At 33.7% G+C, this 16656-nt stretch carries 13 protein-coding genes; 10 read left to right on the forward strand and 3 right to left on the reverse strand.

The genetic code is table 11. From position 1 onward, the window contains the following. The 10 genes from G7034_RS03420 to G7034_RS03465 form a co-directional block, all read left to right on the forward strand. Nucleotides 1–3303 (forward strand): T9SS type B sorting domain-containing protein (locus tag G7034_RS03420; protein ID WP_166399565.1); only part of this gene is annotated, 3303 nt, incomplete at its 5' end. A 593-nt stretch (nt 3304–3896) separates the two neighbouring features. Beyond that, complete coding sequence (locus G7034_RS03425; RefSeq protein WP_166399566.1) at nt 3897–4850, forward strand: acetyl-CoA carboxylase carboxyltransferase subunit alpha; 954 nt, start codon at nt 3897–3899, stop codon at nt 4848–4850. A gap of 187 nt (nt 4851–5037) precedes the next feature. Next, nucleotides 5038–6564 carry a replicative DNA helicase gene (gene dnaB, locus G7034_RS03430; protein WP_166399567.1) on the forward strand — a complete coding sequence of 509 codons (1527 nt, stop codon included), beginning with the start codon at nt 5038–5040 and terminating at the stop codon, nt 6562–6564. An 88-nt stretch (nt 6565–6652) separates the two neighbouring features. Further along, nucleotides 6653–7861, forward strand: a complete 1209-nt coding sequence (locus G7034_RS03435) for an exonuclease SbcCD subunit D C-terminal domain-containing protein (protein ID WP_166399568.1) — start codon at nt 6653–6655, stop codon at nt 7859–7861. 90 nt (nt 7862–7951) lie between these two features. Continuing rightward, complete coding sequence (locus G7034_RS03440; RefSeq protein WP_166399569.1) at nt 7952–8776, forward strand: hypothetical protein; 825 nt, start codon at nt 7952–7954, stop codon at nt 8774–8776. Nucleotides 8777–8861: 85 nt separating this feature from the next. Beyond that, nucleotides 8862–10808, forward strand: a complete 1947-nt coding sequence (gene thrS / locus G7034_RS03445) for a threonine--tRNA ligase (RefSeq protein WP_166399570.1) — start codon at nt 8862–8864, stop codon at nt 10806–10808. A gap of 58 nt (nt 10809–10866) precedes the next feature. Beyond that, nucleotides 10867–11385, forward strand: a complete 519-nt coding sequence (gene infC / locus G7034_RS03450; RefSeq protein WP_394351933.1) for a translation initiation factor IF-3 — start codon at nt 10867–10869, stop codon at nt 11383–11385. Between the two features lie 26 nt (nt 11386–11411). After that, nucleotides 11412–11609, forward strand: a complete 198-nt coding sequence (gene rpmI, locus G7034_RS03455; protein WP_166399571.1) for a 50S ribosomal protein L35 — start codon at nt 11412–11414, stop codon at nt 11607–11609. A gap of 90 nt (nt 11610–11699) precedes the next feature. Then, on the forward strand, nt 11700–12044 hold the full coding sequence (gene rplT / locus G7034_RS03460) for a 50S ribosomal protein L20 (protein WP_166399572.1): 345 nt from the start codon (nt 11700–11702) through the stop codon (nt 12042–12044). Nucleotides 12045–12135: 91 nt separating this feature from the next. Continuing rightward, nucleotides 12136–12741, forward strand: coding sequence for a phosphoadenylyl-sulfate reductase (locus G7034_RS03465; protein WP_246166736.1), 606 nt, complete (start codon nt 12136–12138; stop codon nt 12739–12741). 113 nt (nt 12742–12854) lie between these two features. Here G7034_RS03465 and G7034_RS03470 read toward each other — a convergent pair whose 3' ends face one another. The 3 genes from G7034_RS03470 to G7034_RS03480 form a co-directional block, all read right to left on the reverse strand. Further along, nucleotides 12855–13394, reverse strand: coding sequence for a mechanosensitive ion channel domain-containing protein (locus tag G7034_RS03470; RefSeq protein WP_166399573.1), 540 nt, complete (start codon nt 13392–13394; stop codon nt 12855–12857). Beyond that, complete coding sequence (locus G7034_RS03475; protein WP_166399574.1) at nt 13394–14266, reverse strand: septum formation inhibitor Maf; 873 nt, start codon at nt 14264–14266, stop codon at nt 13394–13396. The genes G7034_RS03470 and G7034_RS03475 overlap by 1 nt, the downstream gene beginning before the upstream one ends. 106 nt (nt 14267–14372) lie before the next feature. Further along, nucleotides 14373–16595 (reverse strand): NADP-dependent isocitrate dehydrogenase, encoded by a 2223-nt coding sequence (locus G7034_RS03480; RefSeq protein WP_166399575.1) that lies wholly within the window; start codon nt 16593–16595, stop codon nt 14373–14375. Nucleotides 16596–16656 lie beyond the last annotated feature (61 nt).

The following is a 16656-nucleotide window of genomic DNA, read 5'->3' on the forward strand; positions in this document are numbered from 1 at the left end:
AGAATTCAAAATAATGAAAATCCTGATTGCTATGAAGTTGCTCAGTTTGATTTAATTCTATACGAAAGTATTAATTTTGAAGGTATTCAAGATTTAAATCAATGTGGTGATTTTACTTTCAATCAGAATTTTAACTTAAACACAAATACCTTAAATATTTTTGATTTTAATGATGAAGATGAAATAGATAGCATAACCTATCATTTGACTGAACAAGAAGCTATAAATAACCAGAATCCTTTAAATGATCTCGTTAATTACTCGCTACCCATCGGCATTGATCAACAAACAATTTTTGTTCGAGTTCAATTAATTGGGGAAGAAGAAGAATGTATCAATTTATCCTCCTTTGAACTTAGACTATTTAATGTTGAAATTGCTAACCCACTGCCCGACTTGGTAGAATGTATAACTGATGGTAGTGAAACCTTTACTTTTGATTTAACCCAACAAAATGGATTAATCTTAGGTGGCAATCAAGAAACTGTAGATTATTCAATTGCTTATTTTACCTCTGAAGAAGACGCAAATAACGGAGTTAATCCTATCGCAGAACCTTCTGAGTATGAAGCGGAAGACGAAAGTATTTGGGTTAGAATTGACAACCCAACGGCTTTAGATTTTGACCAAGAATGTTTTGAAATAGACCAATTTACTATTGAAGCTGTTCAACCAGCTACTGTTAACTTGGACTTAGACCCATTGGAAGAGTGTGATACCAATAACGATAACTTCTCAAGTGAATTTGATTTAGATGCGCTAATTCCAATTATTAATTTCTTAGACTTAGAAGTAGAAATTAGCTTCCATTTAACTGAAGAAGATGCAGCCTCAGGCAATTCACCACTTGCCTCTCCTTTTCAAAATGTTACTGATGACGTACAAACCATTTGGGTGAGAATAGAAGATGCTGAGTCCGGATGTACTCAATTTACCACCGTAGAATTAATAACTTATGATACGCCTCAAACTCAAGAAGTAAGTGTTCTTGAAGCTTGTGCCATAAGTGATACTAATTTTGCGCAGGTTTTTGATATTACTGAAGCTGAAGAACAACTTTTAATGAATGTTACAGACTCTGATAATATAAATATTGATTATTACATCAATGAAGATTCCGCAATCAATGAAACAACTGCAAACCTAATTAACAATCCTGATTCGTATTTAAGTCAAACCAACCAAGATAATTTAGAGCAAACGGTTTATGTGAGAGTTACTAATTCAGAAAGTCCTATTGATTGTTTTAGCCTTGAAGCCATCACTTTGCGTGTAAATCCTTTACCCGATTTCACCCCTCCTACCCTCCTAGCGGTTTGTAAAGATGATACTTCTGGGGTGAGTGGTCAGTTTGCGAGTTTTGACCTGAATTCAAAAATTCCAGAAATCACCAATAACAATGCTAATTTAGAAGTCAGCTTTTATTTAAACGAAGATGAATTTGAAGCTGGAAATACTATTGAAAATCCTGAAGACTATACCAATACGGTTAATCCACAAAGTGTTTTTGTCGCCATTGAATCGGCTCAAACAGCTTGTTCTACAACTACAAACTTAACTTTAGTAGTTAGCCCTAACCCTACTATACCAGAACCAGAACCCCTTGTGGAATGTGATCCAGGCGATAATGGTTTTGCACAATTTGATTTAGCTGCTGCAATAGAAGATATTTTAGCTAATGAAGTTGAAGCTGAAATCAGTTTCCACGAAACCGAACAACAAGCCATCAACAACACCAACCCAATACCTATTTTTGATGATGCGGGTAACAGCGTCTTGTTCGAAAATGAAAATCCATTTACCCAAACTTTATTTGTACGGGCTTCAAATACTGGAAATTCAAATCAATTAGACACCAACTGTTTTGTGGTTAGACCTTTAGATTTAATTGTTGAACCAAGTCCAAGTGTAACTGACTTAGAGGATATAGTGTCTTGTGATGATGATTCTCCAAATGGATTTACGGCATTTGATTTAACAGTAAACGAAGTTTTAATTCTTGGTGAACAGAATCCAAGCGAAGTTGAAATTACTTACCATCTGACCGCAGCAGATGCCGAAGCAGGAGTTCAGCAAATTGCAGTCCCACAGAACTTTACCAACTTCACTAACCCACAAGAAATTTTTGTACGCATTGAGTCGGTTGAGGGTAGATGTAGCCCGCTTGAAAATAATAGTTTCACCATCAGCGTGGAACCTAGACCTAATATTGAATTAACGGCTAGCTACGAATATGTATGTGCCGATCCAAGTGATGCACAAGAGCAAGACAACGAAGTAGCTACTTTCGATTTAACACAAAAAGATGAGGAAATTAACCCTGACTTTGGAGACCCAACTACCGAAGTAAGGTATTACGCAAGCGAAGAAGATTACTTGGCGGGCAACTTTATCAATGACCCTACTTCTTTCCAAAATACTGAAAACCCCCAACTCTTAATTGCAGATGTAGTTGATTTAACAAACGGATGTGCTTCATTTACATTTGTAGAGTTTGAATTTCATGTTCATCCATTGCCTCTAGCAGCTATTGGTAATATGGATGGAGCCTCTATTTGTGTGGATCCATTAACTGGTGAATTAACAGACCCTGATAATTTACCCATTTTAGATACCGGCTTAGATGATGTAGATTATGAGTTTGTTTGGTTTTTAGATGGTGAAGAATTAAATGATGAAACAAGCAGTTCTTTAATAGCTTTTATGCCAGGACTTTATGAAGTTGAAGTTACAGATACTGCCTACAGTTTAAAAACAGATTGTTTTAAAACCTCGCAAGCAGAAATAATTGAAAGCTCTGCACCGCTTTTTGAAGTTAATGCATTAAGTTCTCCGTTTGATGGAGACCATACTATAGAAATTGTGAATATTCAAGGTTCAGGAGATTATGAGTTTGCTGTAGATGGTGGGGCTTGGATACCTCAAAACAACCAAGAACAAATTATTGTTTCAGGACTTGAAATTGGTCAAATAAGCGTTATTGGTAGAGACAGAAATGGATGTGGAGAAGAAATAAGAAATGTAAACTTAATTGATTATCCTAAATTCTTCACTCCAAATAATGATGGATTCAACGATACCTGGAATGTGGTTGGATTAGAAAATCAACCTGAAGCCAATATTTACATTTTTGACCGTTACGGCAAGTTATTAAAACAAATCAAACCATCTGGCGAAGGCTGGGACGGAACATACAACGGAAAACCTATGACTAGCAATGATTATTGGTTCAAAGTAGAATACATTAGTCCTAGAACAGGTAATAAAAACACTTTTAAATCTAATTTTACTTTAAAAAGGTAAAGTTTAAACCTGATTGCTTTATACTTTTTTTCGAATTTTCAAAAAAAGTATAAAGCATTTCTAGTAGAAATAAGCACTTCAAAGAAGAAGAATGAATGAATGAATTATCAGTATTATTAGATAACTAAACCTGTTTAGAGATAAGAGCTGTATTATACCACTTATCAATTGAAATCACCGCAATAAAACACCCTTTTTCCCTTTGTCCTTCATTATAAAAAGAAACCATAGCTACAGCTATGCTTGATTTTTCTAATTTACATTAAGAAAAAAATCTTTCTCGAAACGGTCGGGACAGGCTATTTTCTTTTACAGTAATTTCAAATAACAACTGGTATTAATTGAAAAAACTTACTGTTTAAAAGCTACTCTATTTTTATGTTATAAGATTTTGAATTAATCAAAGCTTTCAAAAAAGGAAAACTTAAAAAGTGAACCTAAGTTAAGCTTATCTATAAAATTGATTCCAAAGATTTGTTTTTTGAATAGGAAAGAAGGAAAAAAATATTTAAAATAAAAACCTACTTTTTAATTCAACTTAAAATCTAACTTTTATATTTGTAAGTTCATTTGTAACAAACCCCTTTTAAAAAATGGAGTATTTAGAGTTTGAATTACCATTAAAAGAACTGCAAGACCAATACAATAAAGCTTGTAAGTTAGGCGAAGATAATGATGTAGATGTGAGTGAAACTTGCCAGCAAATTAAAGATAAGCTAGAAGCTAAAAGGAAGGAAATATACACCCATTTAACCCCTTGGCAACGGGTGCAAATGTCTAGACACCCCAATCGTCCTTATACCATGGATTATATTAATGCCATTTGTGGTGACACCTTTTTGGAGTTACATGGCGATCGTAATTTTGGTGATGACAAAGCAATGGTGGGTGGTTTAGGTAAGATTGGCAACCAAAGCTATATGTTTATTGGTCAGCAAAAAGGCTATAACACAAAAACCAGGCAATACCGTAATTTTGGAATGGCGAGTCCTGAAGGCTACAGGAAAGCATTGCGGTTGATGAAGATGGCTGAAAAATTCGGTGTTCCTATTGTTACCTTAATCGACACCCCTGGTGCTTACCCAGGATTGGAAGCCGAAGAGCGAGGACAAGGAGAAGCTATTGCTAGAAACATCTACGAAATGGCTAAAGTAAAGGTGCCTATTATTACAATGATTATTGGCGAAGGAGCTAGCGGTGGAGCCCTAGGAATAGGGGTTGGTGATCGTGTATTCATGCTTGAAAACACTTGGTATTCGGTTATTTCACCAGAATCCTGTTCATCTATTTTATGGAGAAGCTGGGAGCAAAAACAAATTGCTGCTGACGCACTTAAGCTTACAGCTAAAGACATGAAAAAACAAAAACTAATTGATAAAATTATTAAGGAACCCGTTGGTGGCGCTCACGCCGACCGTCAAAAAACTTTTGACACCGTAAGCAAAACAATTGCTAAAACCTACGAAGAACTAAAAGCTCTTTCTCCTAAAGAACTTATTAACCAACGTATGGACAAATTCACAGAAATGGGTGTATATAATGAATAAGCCCAAAGGCCATAAATTTAAATAAAAACTAATAAGAATAACTAAGTCTAGTCTATTTATTAATTTTAATCAACAGACTATAAACAAGTTATCAACATAATATAAACAAAATTTAAGTCAGAAATGTGAATAAGCCTAAAGGTGTTTTTAACACAAATATCCAAGTCTTATTTATACCTTCGCACGCATGGAAAGTCAAAAATCTACATTAAAGAATACCCCAAATCAAGGCAATGTAATCAATCTTCAAAAAGGGAAAATACCCCCTCAAGCTGTTGATATTGAAGAAGTTGTTCTAGGCGCTATGATGATCGACAAAAAAGGCATTGATGAAGCCATTGATATTTTAAGCCCAGAAGCCTTCTATAAAGATGCGCATAAAAATATTTTTGAAGCCATACACTTTCTTTTTCAAGATGGTCAACCTATTGACTTGTTAACAGTTGCAGCACAGCTTAAGAAAGAAAAAAAATTAGAATTAGTTGGTGGTGAATATTACCTGATTCAACTTACCCAAAAGGTCTCTAGTTCAGCTCATATTGAATTTCATTGTAGAATCATTTTACAAAAATTTATACAACGAAGCCTCATTAAAATTTCTAACGAAATTATTGAAGAAGCTTACGATGAAGGAGCAGATGTTTTTGATTTACTTGACCATGCCGAATCCAAACTTTATGAAGTTACCCAAGGAAACATCAAAAAATCTTCAGAAACTGCTCAATCTTTGGTTACCCAAGCTTTAAAACAGATTGAAGAGATCTCAAATAAAGAAGGATTAAGTGGCATTCCCTCTGGATTTGACAAACTAGATGAATTAACTTCTGGCTGGCAACCTTCCGACTTAATTATTGTTGCAGCCCGTCCAGGTATGGGTAAAACGGCACTTACCCTATCCATGGCAAGAAATATTTCAGTAGGACACAACATACCGGTGGCTTTCTTTTCGCTTGAAATGTCATCTGTGCAATTAATTACACGTCTTATCTCTTCTGAAACAGGCTTATCTTCAGAAAAACTTAGAACAGGTAATCTTGAAAAACACGAATGGGAACAACTTAATGTGAAAGTAAAAGCACTAGAGCAAGCCCCTCTTTATATTGACGATACCCCTTCCTTGTCTATTTTTGATTTAAGAGCAAAGGCAAGGCGACTATCTTCTCAGTTTGGAATTCAGTTGATTGTGATTGATTATTTGCAATTAATGACAGGTGGAGGAAGTAATAAATCTGGAAACAGAGAACAAGAAATCTCTTCTATTTCAAGAAATTTAAAGGCTTTAGCTAAAGAACTAAATGTTCCTGTAATTGCCCTTTCACAGCTTTCAAGAGCAGTTGAAACAAGAGGTGGGACAAAAAGACCTCTTTTAAGCGATTTACGTGAATCTGGAGCTATTGAACAAGATGCCGATATTGTGTCTTTTATTTACCGACCAGAATATTACGACATCCAAGAATGGGATGATGAAGAAGGGAGTCCTACTGAAGGTCAAGGAGAGTTTATTGTGGCTAAACACAGAAATGGTGGCTTAGATAATATTCGACTTAAATTTATTGGTCACCTAGGTAGATTTGATAACTTAGACACCTTTGATAATACATTTGAGATTGGATCTTCTATCAATGACGACGATTCGTCTCCATTTCCTGATGCAAACGAAGTGTTTGGCGAACCCAATAAGCCTTCAGAAAATGACGATGAAGTTCCATTTTAATCAATCTAAAGAAAAAAATTCAAAAATTCAAAAAACTGAAGTAGCTTTTCTGGTTAAGTATGCTTAAATTAGCTTCAAATATCTTCGTATGAAAATACTTCACACAGCCGATTGGCATATAGGTAAAAAGCTTCACAAACAAGATTTATTTTCAGATTTTGATTATTTTATTGATTGGTTAGTTAAGTGCATTCAAGAAAACAAAATTGACTTGGTTTTAGTTTCTGGAGATGTGTTTGATTTGGCCAATCCTTCGCATGAAGCAAAAACACAGTATTACCAAAGTTTACTCAAATTAAAATCACTAGGTATTCAACTGATTATTACCGGAGGAAATCACGATTCACCTTCAATGCTCAACGCCCCAAAAAAACTACTTGCCGAAATGAATATCCATATAATTGGGGGCATGCCAGAAAATCCTATTGAAGCATTAATTCCTATTACCGACCAAACAGGTAATGTAAAATTAGTGGTAGCTGCTGTTCCTTACCTAAGAAATACAGATATCCAACACCAAGAAATAGCCAAAAATTACGAAGAACGATTAGAGCGCTTAAAACAAGGTATTAGCCTTCATTTTAATAACTTAGCTAAATTAGCTAAAGAAAAATACTCCTCTGTTCCTTGTATTGCTATGGGCCATTTATTTGCAAAAGGCGTATCAACTTCAGAAAGTGAACGCGATATCCAAATTGGTAATCAAGCTGGCATTGAAGCTAGTCAATTTGGCGACTATTTTAATTATATTGCTTTAGGACATATTCATCAACCACAACAAGTAAAGTCAAACACCCCTATTTATTACAGCGGCTCTCCCATTCAACTTTCTTTTAGTGAGAGGAAAGACCAAAAACGTGTATTGATGTTAGACACTAAACAAGGCTTTCAACCTATTTCAATACCAATACCTTCATTTAGAAAATTAATTAAAATTAAGGGTAGTTTTGAAAGCGTTAAAAACCAGCTTAAAACCTTACCCGAACCTTCAAAACTAAAAAATTTAATAGAAATTGAACTTACTGAAAAAGCTTATCAACCTTCGCTTACTTTTAAATTAAACGAATTAATTGAAGGTTTTAATGAACCAAAATTTGAAATTGTAAAGCATCGCATTTATTTTGAGGAAGTACAAAACCAACTTGGAGATACAGAAGCTAAAAGCCAGCAGTTAGAAGAATTACAAGCTAAAGAAGTTTTTGATAAAAAATTAAATGAAGTAAAAATTGGAGTAAAAGAAAGAAAATTGGTTGAACTTGCGTTTACCGAGTTGTTAAATGAAATTGAAGAAAGTTAAGTTGAATAATAGCAACTAATTCAACTTAGTAGATAGAACAATTGCTAACAAAATTTATTTACCTATTTTTACCACAGAAAATATAAGGCAATGAACCAAAAATCTTTATACAACTATTTCATTTTATGCTTAATCCTTCTGCTTACAACTAGTGGGTGCAAAGAACAAGCAAACAACGAAAAGAAAGAAAAAGAATCGCAGCACAGTGAGATTGTTAAAAGGAAATCTAGTGAGCAAAGGTATGCTAATCATGTTGCTGAAATACACAAAACTTTACTTTATAAAGAAGAAGCCTTTGTAGGTTTTGAGTTAGACATACAACTTCCTGATTTTCAAGACCAAGTAAAAATAATAAAAGCCACGAATTATTCTGAAATTCAATTTTCGAGTAAAAAATACGGAGATTTATTTTACATGGGGAATGAATTTTTTAGTGCAAATGAAGTTTCAATAAAAGCCAAAGAAGCAAAAGTCTATTTAGATATGGCTTTTATTTTTGGTGCTTTTAGTCAGATTTTTAACGAAGAAAACAACTATCTAGAAAAACAAGAAAAAGAAGCTTTAGCTACTAATTTTAAAGTTTTAACCATCAATCAAATCAATTCAGACTTTCAATACGCCCCCAATGAAGTAAAAAGCTGGACCGATGCTAGAACAGATATGCTCAAGGCAATTGAAATGAGTTTTAGCCTTACTGAAAAACAACAATTAGTCTATTTTAATCGATACATTACTGTAAACAGAATACCTGTTTCTCTTACCTGGAATTTTTTCGACACCAATAAAACAGAAAATCTAGACCAGGCTATAGGTGAAGTTAAAATAGCTAGAATAAAGTACTACAAAAAAGGAGAATATTCCATGAATTTTCCAGAAGAGTTGAATCAAATAGAATTAACTGAACTTGTTCAGTAATATAAAAATCGTGCACCATTTGAAGTAGCTAGGTTAAAATATATGAGTACCTTTGCCAAAATTTTTTTTCAATAGCAATTTACCTATGATTAATATTACTCTACCTGACGGAAGTGTTAAAGAATTTGAATCTGGAGTAACTCCTATGGACGTAGCTTTGAGTATAAGCGCTGGACTAGCAAGAAATGTAATTTCGGCTAAGTTCAATAACGAAACTGTAGAAACCACAACTCCACTTACCACAAACGGAAGTTTAGTTTTACTCACCTTTACAGATGATGAAGGAAAAAAAGCCTTCTGGCATAGTTCTGCTCACCTCATGGCACAAGCTATTCTAAAACTTTTCCCTGGTATTAAACTTACCATTGGGCCTGCAGTAGATAATGGATTTTATTATGATATTGATCCTGAGGGGCAGAAAATTTCTGAAACTGACTTCCCTAAGATTGAAAAGAAAATGCTTGAATTAGCTAGAGGCAAACACGAATTTAATTTACGTGAAGTAAGCAAAAAAGAAGCCTTAAATTATTACCAAGAAAATAAAAACCCTTATAAGGTAGAATTAATTAAAAACCTTGAAGATGGCGAGATTACTTTTTGTGATCATGACGACTTCACTGATTTATGTAGAGGTGGTCATATTCCAAACACAGGGTTAATAAAGGCAGTAAAATTAATGAGCGTTGCAGGTGCTTACTGGCGTGGAGACGAAAACAATACACAACTTACCCGAGTGTATGGAGTTTCTTTTCCTAAGCAAAAGATGCTTAAAGAATATTTAGAACTACTTGAAGAAGCTAAAAAAAGAGATCACAGAAAGCTTGGAAAGGAATTAAAATTATTTACTTTTTCTCAACGAGTTGGTCAAGGATTACCCCTTTGGCTCCCAAAAGGAGCGCTCTTAAGAGAACGCCTTGAAGCTTTTATGCGCGATGCTCAACGTGAAGCAGGTTATGACCCCGTAGTCACTCCGCATATTGGGAATAAAGATTTGTACGTATGTTCTGGACATTACGAAAAATATGGAGAAGATAGCTTTCAACCTATTAATACCCCTGCTGAAGGCGAAGAGTTTTTATTAAAACCCATGAACTGTCCCCATCATTGTGAAATCTATAAATCGCAGTCTTGGAGCTATAAAGATTTACCCGTAAGGTTTGCCGAATTTGGAACTGTGTATCGGTATGAGCAAAGTGGTGAATTGCATGGCTTAACACGAGTAAGAGGTTTTACACAAGACGACGCCCATATTTTTTGCACACCAGATCAGCTTAATGAAGAATTTACAAAGGTAATCGACTTAGTATTATACGTATTTAATTCATTAGGATTTGGTGATTTTACAGCGCAAGTATCCTTGAGAGACCCAGAAAACAAAGAAAAATATATAGGCAAAGAAGAAAACTGGGTAAAAGCAGAAGAGGCCATTATAAATGCAGCTAAAGAAAAGGGATTAAATTACAAAGTAGAAACAGGAGAAGCTGCTTTTTATGGCCCAAAACTAGATTTTATGGTAAAGGATGCCTTAGGAAGAAGTTGGCAGTTAGGAACTATACAAGTTGATTATAACTTACCTGAGCGATTTGAATTAGAATATAAAGGAAGTGATAACGAAATGCACAGGCCAATTATGATTCATCGTGCTCCGTTTGGAAGTCTAGAAAGATTTGTAGCTATATTGCTAGAGCATACAGGAGGAAATTTCCCACTTTGGTTAATTCCGGAGCAAGCTATATTGTTATCAATCAGTGAGAAATATGAAAATTATTCTAAAAAAGTTTTAAGTTCGCTTAAAAATAACGAAATTCGCACCGCAATAGACCATAGAAGTGAAACTATGGGCAAAAAAATTCGGGAAGCAGAAATGAACAAAATACCATTTATGCTGATTATTGGAGAAAAAGAGGTGGAAACCAATACAATTTCAGTAAGAAAGCACGGAGGAGAAGATTTAGGTTCAATGACTGTAGAAGAATTTTCGAAGATGATTAAAGATGAAGTAAGTTCATCATTGAATAAATTTAAAGTTTAATTTTTAAAATTTAAGAGTCATAGCTATAAGAAGACGTAAAAAGCATTCTCCTAGAGTAATTAAGGAGGATCAACACAGAATTAACGACAAGATTAAGGCCCCCAAATTAAGACTTGTGGGTGACAATGTGGAAATGGGTGTTTACCCTACTAAAGAATGCCTTAAAGTGGCCGAAGAACAAGGACTTGATTTAGTAGTGATTTCGCCAAAAGCTGATCCACCCGTAGCCAAAGTAATGGATTATAAGAAGTTTCTTTATGAACAAAAGAAACGTGAAAAAGCCATTAAAGCAAATGCTCAAAAAGTGGTTATCAAAGAAATTAGGTTTGGCCCTAATACAGATGACCATGATTATGAATTTAAGAAAAAGAATGCTGAAAAGTTCTTGAAAGATGGTGCAAAACTGAAAGCTTTTGTGTTTTTTAAAGGACGTTCAATAGTATTTAAAGACCAAGGCCAAATTCTTTTGCTTCGTTTAGCACAAGATTTAGAACACTTAGGAAAAGTAGAACAAATGCCTAAATTGGAGGGAAAACGTATGATTATGTTAATGTCTCCAATTAAAGATAAAAAATAAAAGTTGGTAATCAAAAAGGAGATCAAATGCCTAAAATGAAAACAAAGTCGAGTGCTAAAAAACGTTTTAAACTTACTGGAAGCGGTAAAATAAAGCGTAAGCATGCGTTTAAAAGTCACATCTTGACTAAAAAGTCAAAAAAGAGAAAACTCAAATTAACGCATACTACCTTAGTGCACAAATCAGATGAACCAAATATTAAACAACAATTACGTTTAAAGTAATTGAAGTTTAATGGTTAAATTTAGTATTAACCCTGGAACGGGCTCCAAAAATGTTGACATTCAACTGCCTGTTACAAAAATTCAAAAATTATGCCTAGATCAACAAATTCAGTAGCTTCAAGAGCCAGAAGAAAAAAGGTAATGAAGCAAGCAAAAGGTTACTTTGGACGTAGAAAAAACGTTTGGACAGTAGCCAAAAATGCGGTGGAAAAAGGATTATTATATGCTTATAGAGACCGTAGAAATAAAAAGAGAAACTTTCGCTCACTTTGGATTGTGAGAATTAATGCTGCCGCTCGTATGAATGGTATGTCTTATTCACAGTTTATTGGAAAAATTAAAGCTAATAATATTGACTTAAACCGTAAGGTTTTAGCCGATTTAGCTGTTAATAACCCAGCAGCATTTACAGCTATTGTAGAGAAAGTTAAATAAATTATCAACCCTTACCAACTTTTATAAAATACCTTGTGAAGTTCACAAGGTATTTTTATTTTAGCTATTTTACTAAATTGGCATTAAACCTATGCAAAAAGTACCTTTCAAAAGCATGGACAAGTCTAGGCTTGAAGCATTAAATAAAAAATATAAATCCTTAGATTTGAAATCGAGAATTTCAGCTTTATACTCAGACTTTAAAGCAAGTGAAATTATGCTAACCAGTAGTTTTGCGGCTACCTCCGCTTTTTTACTAAAGCTATTTTCTGAAGTAAAACCAAGTCAGATTGTTTATTTTATTGATACGGGTTATCATTTTGATGACACATTAGCTTATAAAAAACAACTTACCCAAACCTATGGACTAAATGTAAAGTCGGTTCGGGCTGTTTCTAGTGAACATGACTATACCACTAAAGACCAAACCTGGAATAAAAACCCAGATTATTGCTGTAAAATCAACAAAGTAAAACCTTTAGACAAAATAAAAGCTAATTATAATGTGTGGGTTTCTGGCTTAATGAAATGGCAGAGTGATCATCGCTCAAGTTTGAACATATTTGAACAGCGCAAAGATATTTTAAAATTTTATCCGCTATTAGATGTAAGTAAAGAAGAACGAGATTCGTTTATAAATCAACACCAATTACCTTTTCATCCATTAGTTAAAAAGGGCTATCATTCAATTGGATGAAAACATTGTACAGTACCTGGAGAAGATCGCTCTGGAAGATGGAACAACAATCCTAAAACCGAATGTGGATTGCATCTTTAAAAAACCAATGAGCTTTTTAAGCATATAAAATATTAAGCAGAATTTTCTTCAAGTAATTCAGCTTCTTTGCTAAGCAGTTTTACTGATTTTTGCAAAATCAAATTATTAGGATAAGTAATTAATTCGTTTTTATCATTTCTCAAATGAATCTGAAATGCTCTTATATCTTCTATTATAGCAACAATTGGAAAATCTTTGTCATGGATTTCTATTTTATCTCCAATTTTGAATGGAAAAGAAAAAAACATAATTACACCAGAAGTTACATTACTCAATACCGACCAAATTGCAAATAAGGCCACACCAATTACAGCAAAAGTTGAAGAAAACAACCAAGCTACGTCTTTAGGATTTACTCCCCAAGTTAAAAGCAAAGCAAAAAAAGCAAAAAAAGAAATAACAAAGTTAATATATTTGAACATTAATCGTGTTCTACCTACATTATAACCAGATAGTTCAGCAACTTTATTTGTGCTTTTCTTTACAGCAAATTTTATAATCACCAAAAGAAGCACTAGAAATATCGTAATTATTAGTTGATCTGAATTATTTTTAAAAAAATCGAACAACATCATTTGAGTTTTAAAGAATCACGCAAAATTAAATCTTTTTCTTTGTTTTTGTTCCAATAATCTATATTCATTGAATTAATTAATTTTGCTTTTGATATTTGTGAATTTCCATCTTGATTTACTGTTTCCTCCCAACTTAAAATTCGAAAAGGAAAGTTTTGTTCTTGTTCAATTTTAACGTTTCTATCTAATTCAGAAAAATAAAGCTCGGTAAGTATTGATTCATTTTTGTTAGATTGTTTAATTTCTACCGCATAAGCTTTTATTTCCTTTTTATTTAGCTGTAAAAAGGCAAGATTAGGAATTACTTTAGAAGGCTGAGTAGTTAATTCAGGACTAATTCTTAAATCTAAAAGCAACTGATTTTCTGTATAATGATCATTAATTACAAAATAATCATCGTTCAAAGCTTCAAAATAAGAATGAAGAGATACATGGTAATCTTTTTCTTTCAAATTTAGTTGTAAATAAGACTGGCCACACCATTCTTGGATGCTACTTGCTATTTTAGAAGCATTTTTATCAGTCGCCAAAGATTTGAAAGTGCTTTGCATGACTGCATAATCATAAATTCCTGTAGTAAAGTTTTGGTGCCAATTTAATTTGAAGTGGCTTTCTGCAGAATTTATTTCACGTTCTGTTTTCACTTGTAATTCATTATTAAAATCTTCCGTTACAAAAATCAAATACATCTCTCCTTCTCTATTTTCACCATACCGACTCATCGACAGCTCGTAGTACGATATTTCTGCCTCGCCAGCATACCAATAATCTTTAAATTCCTTTGATAAATTCAAGTTGGGTTTATCGGGCTTAGTTGAACAAGAAACCAATAATAAAAAACTAGCAAAAATTAAAAGGATATTCTTCATTAAAAATTCTTTTCATAAATGTAGGTAATTTAGTTTCAACAAACAAAAAACTGTCTTAAGAATAACATCCTAAGACAGTTTTGAAATTTAATGAGTAAACTACCAACTAACCAATAATTGAGTTAAGCGTTTTACTCGGTCTCATTTGCAAAGTAACTTTATGTTCATCAGGCAAGAAATAACCATCAATATCAACTGGATTTCCTTGTGCTTCAATTAATTCGTTTAAAATTACATCCTTATTTGTTGACAAATATTCATAGACCTTAGAAAATTCTTCTTTCAAATCATTATTATCCTCTTGGTTAGCCAGTGCTTCAGCCCAATATAAAGCTAGATAAAAATGCGCCCCACGGTTATCTAATTCGTTTACTTTTCTAGAAGGCGAATTATTATTACTTAAATAAGCAGAGTTAGCCTTATTAAGTGCTTTTGCTATTAATTTAGCTTTATCATTATTACTTTTTTCGGCCATATCTTCTATAGATACAGCAAGCGCTAAAAACTCTCCTAATGAATCCCAGCGCAAATGCCCTTCTTTTACAAATTGTTGAACATGTTTAGGTGCTGAGCCTCCTGCTCCTGTTTCAAATAAACCTCCTCCAGCTAATAAAGGAACAATCGATAACATTTTTGCCGAAGTACCCAATTCTAGAATAGGAAATAAGTCGGTAAGGTAATCACGTAACACATTACCTGTTACGGAAATGGTATCTTTACCTTCCTTAACTCGTTGACAAGAAAAACGCATAGCTTCAACAGGATTCATGATGTGAATTTCAAGTCCATTTGTAGAATGGTCTTTGAGGTATAGCTTTACTTTCTCTATAAGATTTCTATCGTGAGCACGGTTTTCATCCAACCAAAAAACAGCTGGACTTCCTGTAGCTTTCGCTCTATTAACAGCTAATTTTACCCAATCTTGAATGGGTAAATTTTTAGTTTGACACATACGCCAAATGTCACCTTTTTGAACTTCGTGACTCATCAGGACCTCACCGGCTTTGTTAATTACCTCTACTTTTCCATTAGAGGGAATTTCAAAAGTTTTATCATGGGAGCCATATTCTTCAGCTTTTTTAGCCATTAAACCAACGTTTGAAACATTCCCCATAGTACTTGGGTCGAAAGCTCCATTTTCTCTACAAAAATTAATTATTTCTTGATACATTCCTGCATAGCTTCGGTCTGGAATTATAGCTTTCATATCTTGTTGTTGGCCGTCTTTATCCCACATTTTACCTGAAGTTCTAATTGCTGCAGGCATGGAAGCATCAATAATTACATCACTAGGAACGTGCAAATTGGTTATTCCTCGATCTGAATCTACCATGGCTATGTCTGGCTTTTCATTGTAAAGCGCTTGTATGTCAGCTTCAATTTGTCTAGCTTTTCCTTCTGGTAATTTTCTTATTTTACTATAAACATCACCTAAACCGTTATTTGGATTAACGCCGATTTCACTAAATTCTGATTGATATTTATCGAAAATCTCTTGGTAATAAGCTTTTACTGCATGACCAAAAATAATGGGGTCTGAAACCTTCATCATAGTTGCTTTTAAGTGTACAGAAAAAAGAACATTTTTAGCTTTGGCATCTTCAACTTGCTCTTTTAAGAAAGATTGTAAATGGGCAGCACTCATTTTAGAAGCATCAATAATTTCCTTTTCTTCTAAAGTTGTACTTTCTTTTAAGACAGTTACTTTACCGTTAATTGAAGTGTGTTGAATTTTTACATCATCTTGTTGTTGCATTTCTACCGATTGTTCACTTTCGTAAAAATCGCCTGCTTGCATATGAGCCACATGAGTTTTAGAGTCTTTAGACCATTGCCCCATTGAGTGTGGATTATTTTGTGCATACTCTTTAACAGGTCCAGCCACTCTACGATCAGAATTACCTTCCCGTAGAACAGGATTCACTGCAGAACCAAGGACTTTTGCGTATTTTCTTTGCAAGGCTATTTCTTCCTCGGTATTGGCTTGTAATGGATAATCTGGCAGGTTATAGCCTTTAGATTGTAACTCTTTAATTGCTGCAGTTAATTGAGGTATAGAAGCGCTAATGTTTGGTAATTTTATAATATTTGCTTCGGGTGTTTTAGCTAATTGACCTAATTGATTAAGGGCGTCCTTTACTTGTTGGTTAGCGGGTAGTTGGTCTGCAAAGGTGGCTAAGATTCTACCTGCTAATGAAATATCTTCAGAAACAACATCAATTCCTGCTGATTTTGTAAACCTTCTAACTATAGGTAATAATGAATAAGTTGCTAAAGCTGGTGCTTCATCTGTTTTAGTGTAAACTATTCGATTTAAATTCTCTGCCATAATTCTTTAATTATTTACTTTATATTTTTTTTTGGGTGTTTTTACGAATTTGTAAAAAAAA

The organism is Psychroflexus maritimus (assembly GCF_011089875.1).
Classification (GTDB): domain Bacteria; phylum Bacteroidota; class Bacteroidia; order Flavobacteriales; family Flavobacteriaceae; genus Psychroflexus; species Psychroflexus maritimus.

Coding starts and splice junctions, on each gene's coding strand:
- rpmI (WP_166399571.1), top strand. CDS start 11,412: ATGCCTAAAATGAAAACAAAGTCGAGTGCTAAAAAACGTTTTAAACTT.
- rplT (WP_166399572.1), top strand. CDS start 11,700: ATGCCTAGATCAACAAATTCAGTAGCTTCAAGAGCCAGAAGAAAAAAG.
- G7034_RS03475 (WP_166399574.1), bottom strand. CDS start 14,266: ATGAAGAATATCCTTTTAATTTTTGCTAGTTTTTTATTATTGGTTTCT.
- G7034_RS03440 (WP_166399569.1), top strand. CDS start 7,952: ATGAACCAAAAATCTTTATACAACTATTTCATTTTATGCTTAATCCTT.
- G7034_RS03480 (WP_166399575.1), bottom strand. CDS start 16,595: ATGGCAGAGAATTTAAATCGAATAGTTTACACTAAAACAGATGAAGCA.
- G7034_RS03465 (WP_246166736.1), top strand. CDS start 12,136: ATGCAAAAAGTACCTTTCAAAAGCATGGACAAGTCTAGGCTTGAAGCA.
- G7034_RS03425 (WP_166399566.1), top strand. CDS start 3,897: ATGGAGTATTTAGAGTTTGAATTACCATTAAAAGAACTGCAAGACCAA.
- G7034_RS03470 (WP_166399573.1), bottom strand. CDS start 13,394: ATGTTGTTCGATTTTTTTAAAAATAATTCAGATCAACTAATAATTACG.
- dnaB (WP_166399567.1), top strand. CDS start 5,038: ATGGAAAGTCAAAAATCTACATTAAAGAATACCCCAAATCAAGGCAAT.
- G7034_RS03435 (WP_166399568.1), top strand. CDS start 6,653: ATGAAAATACTTCACACAGCCGATTGGCATATAGGTAAAAAGCTTCAC.
- thrS (WP_166399570.1), top strand. CDS start 8,862: ATGATTAATATTACTCTACCTGACGGAAGTGTTAAAGAATTTGAATCT.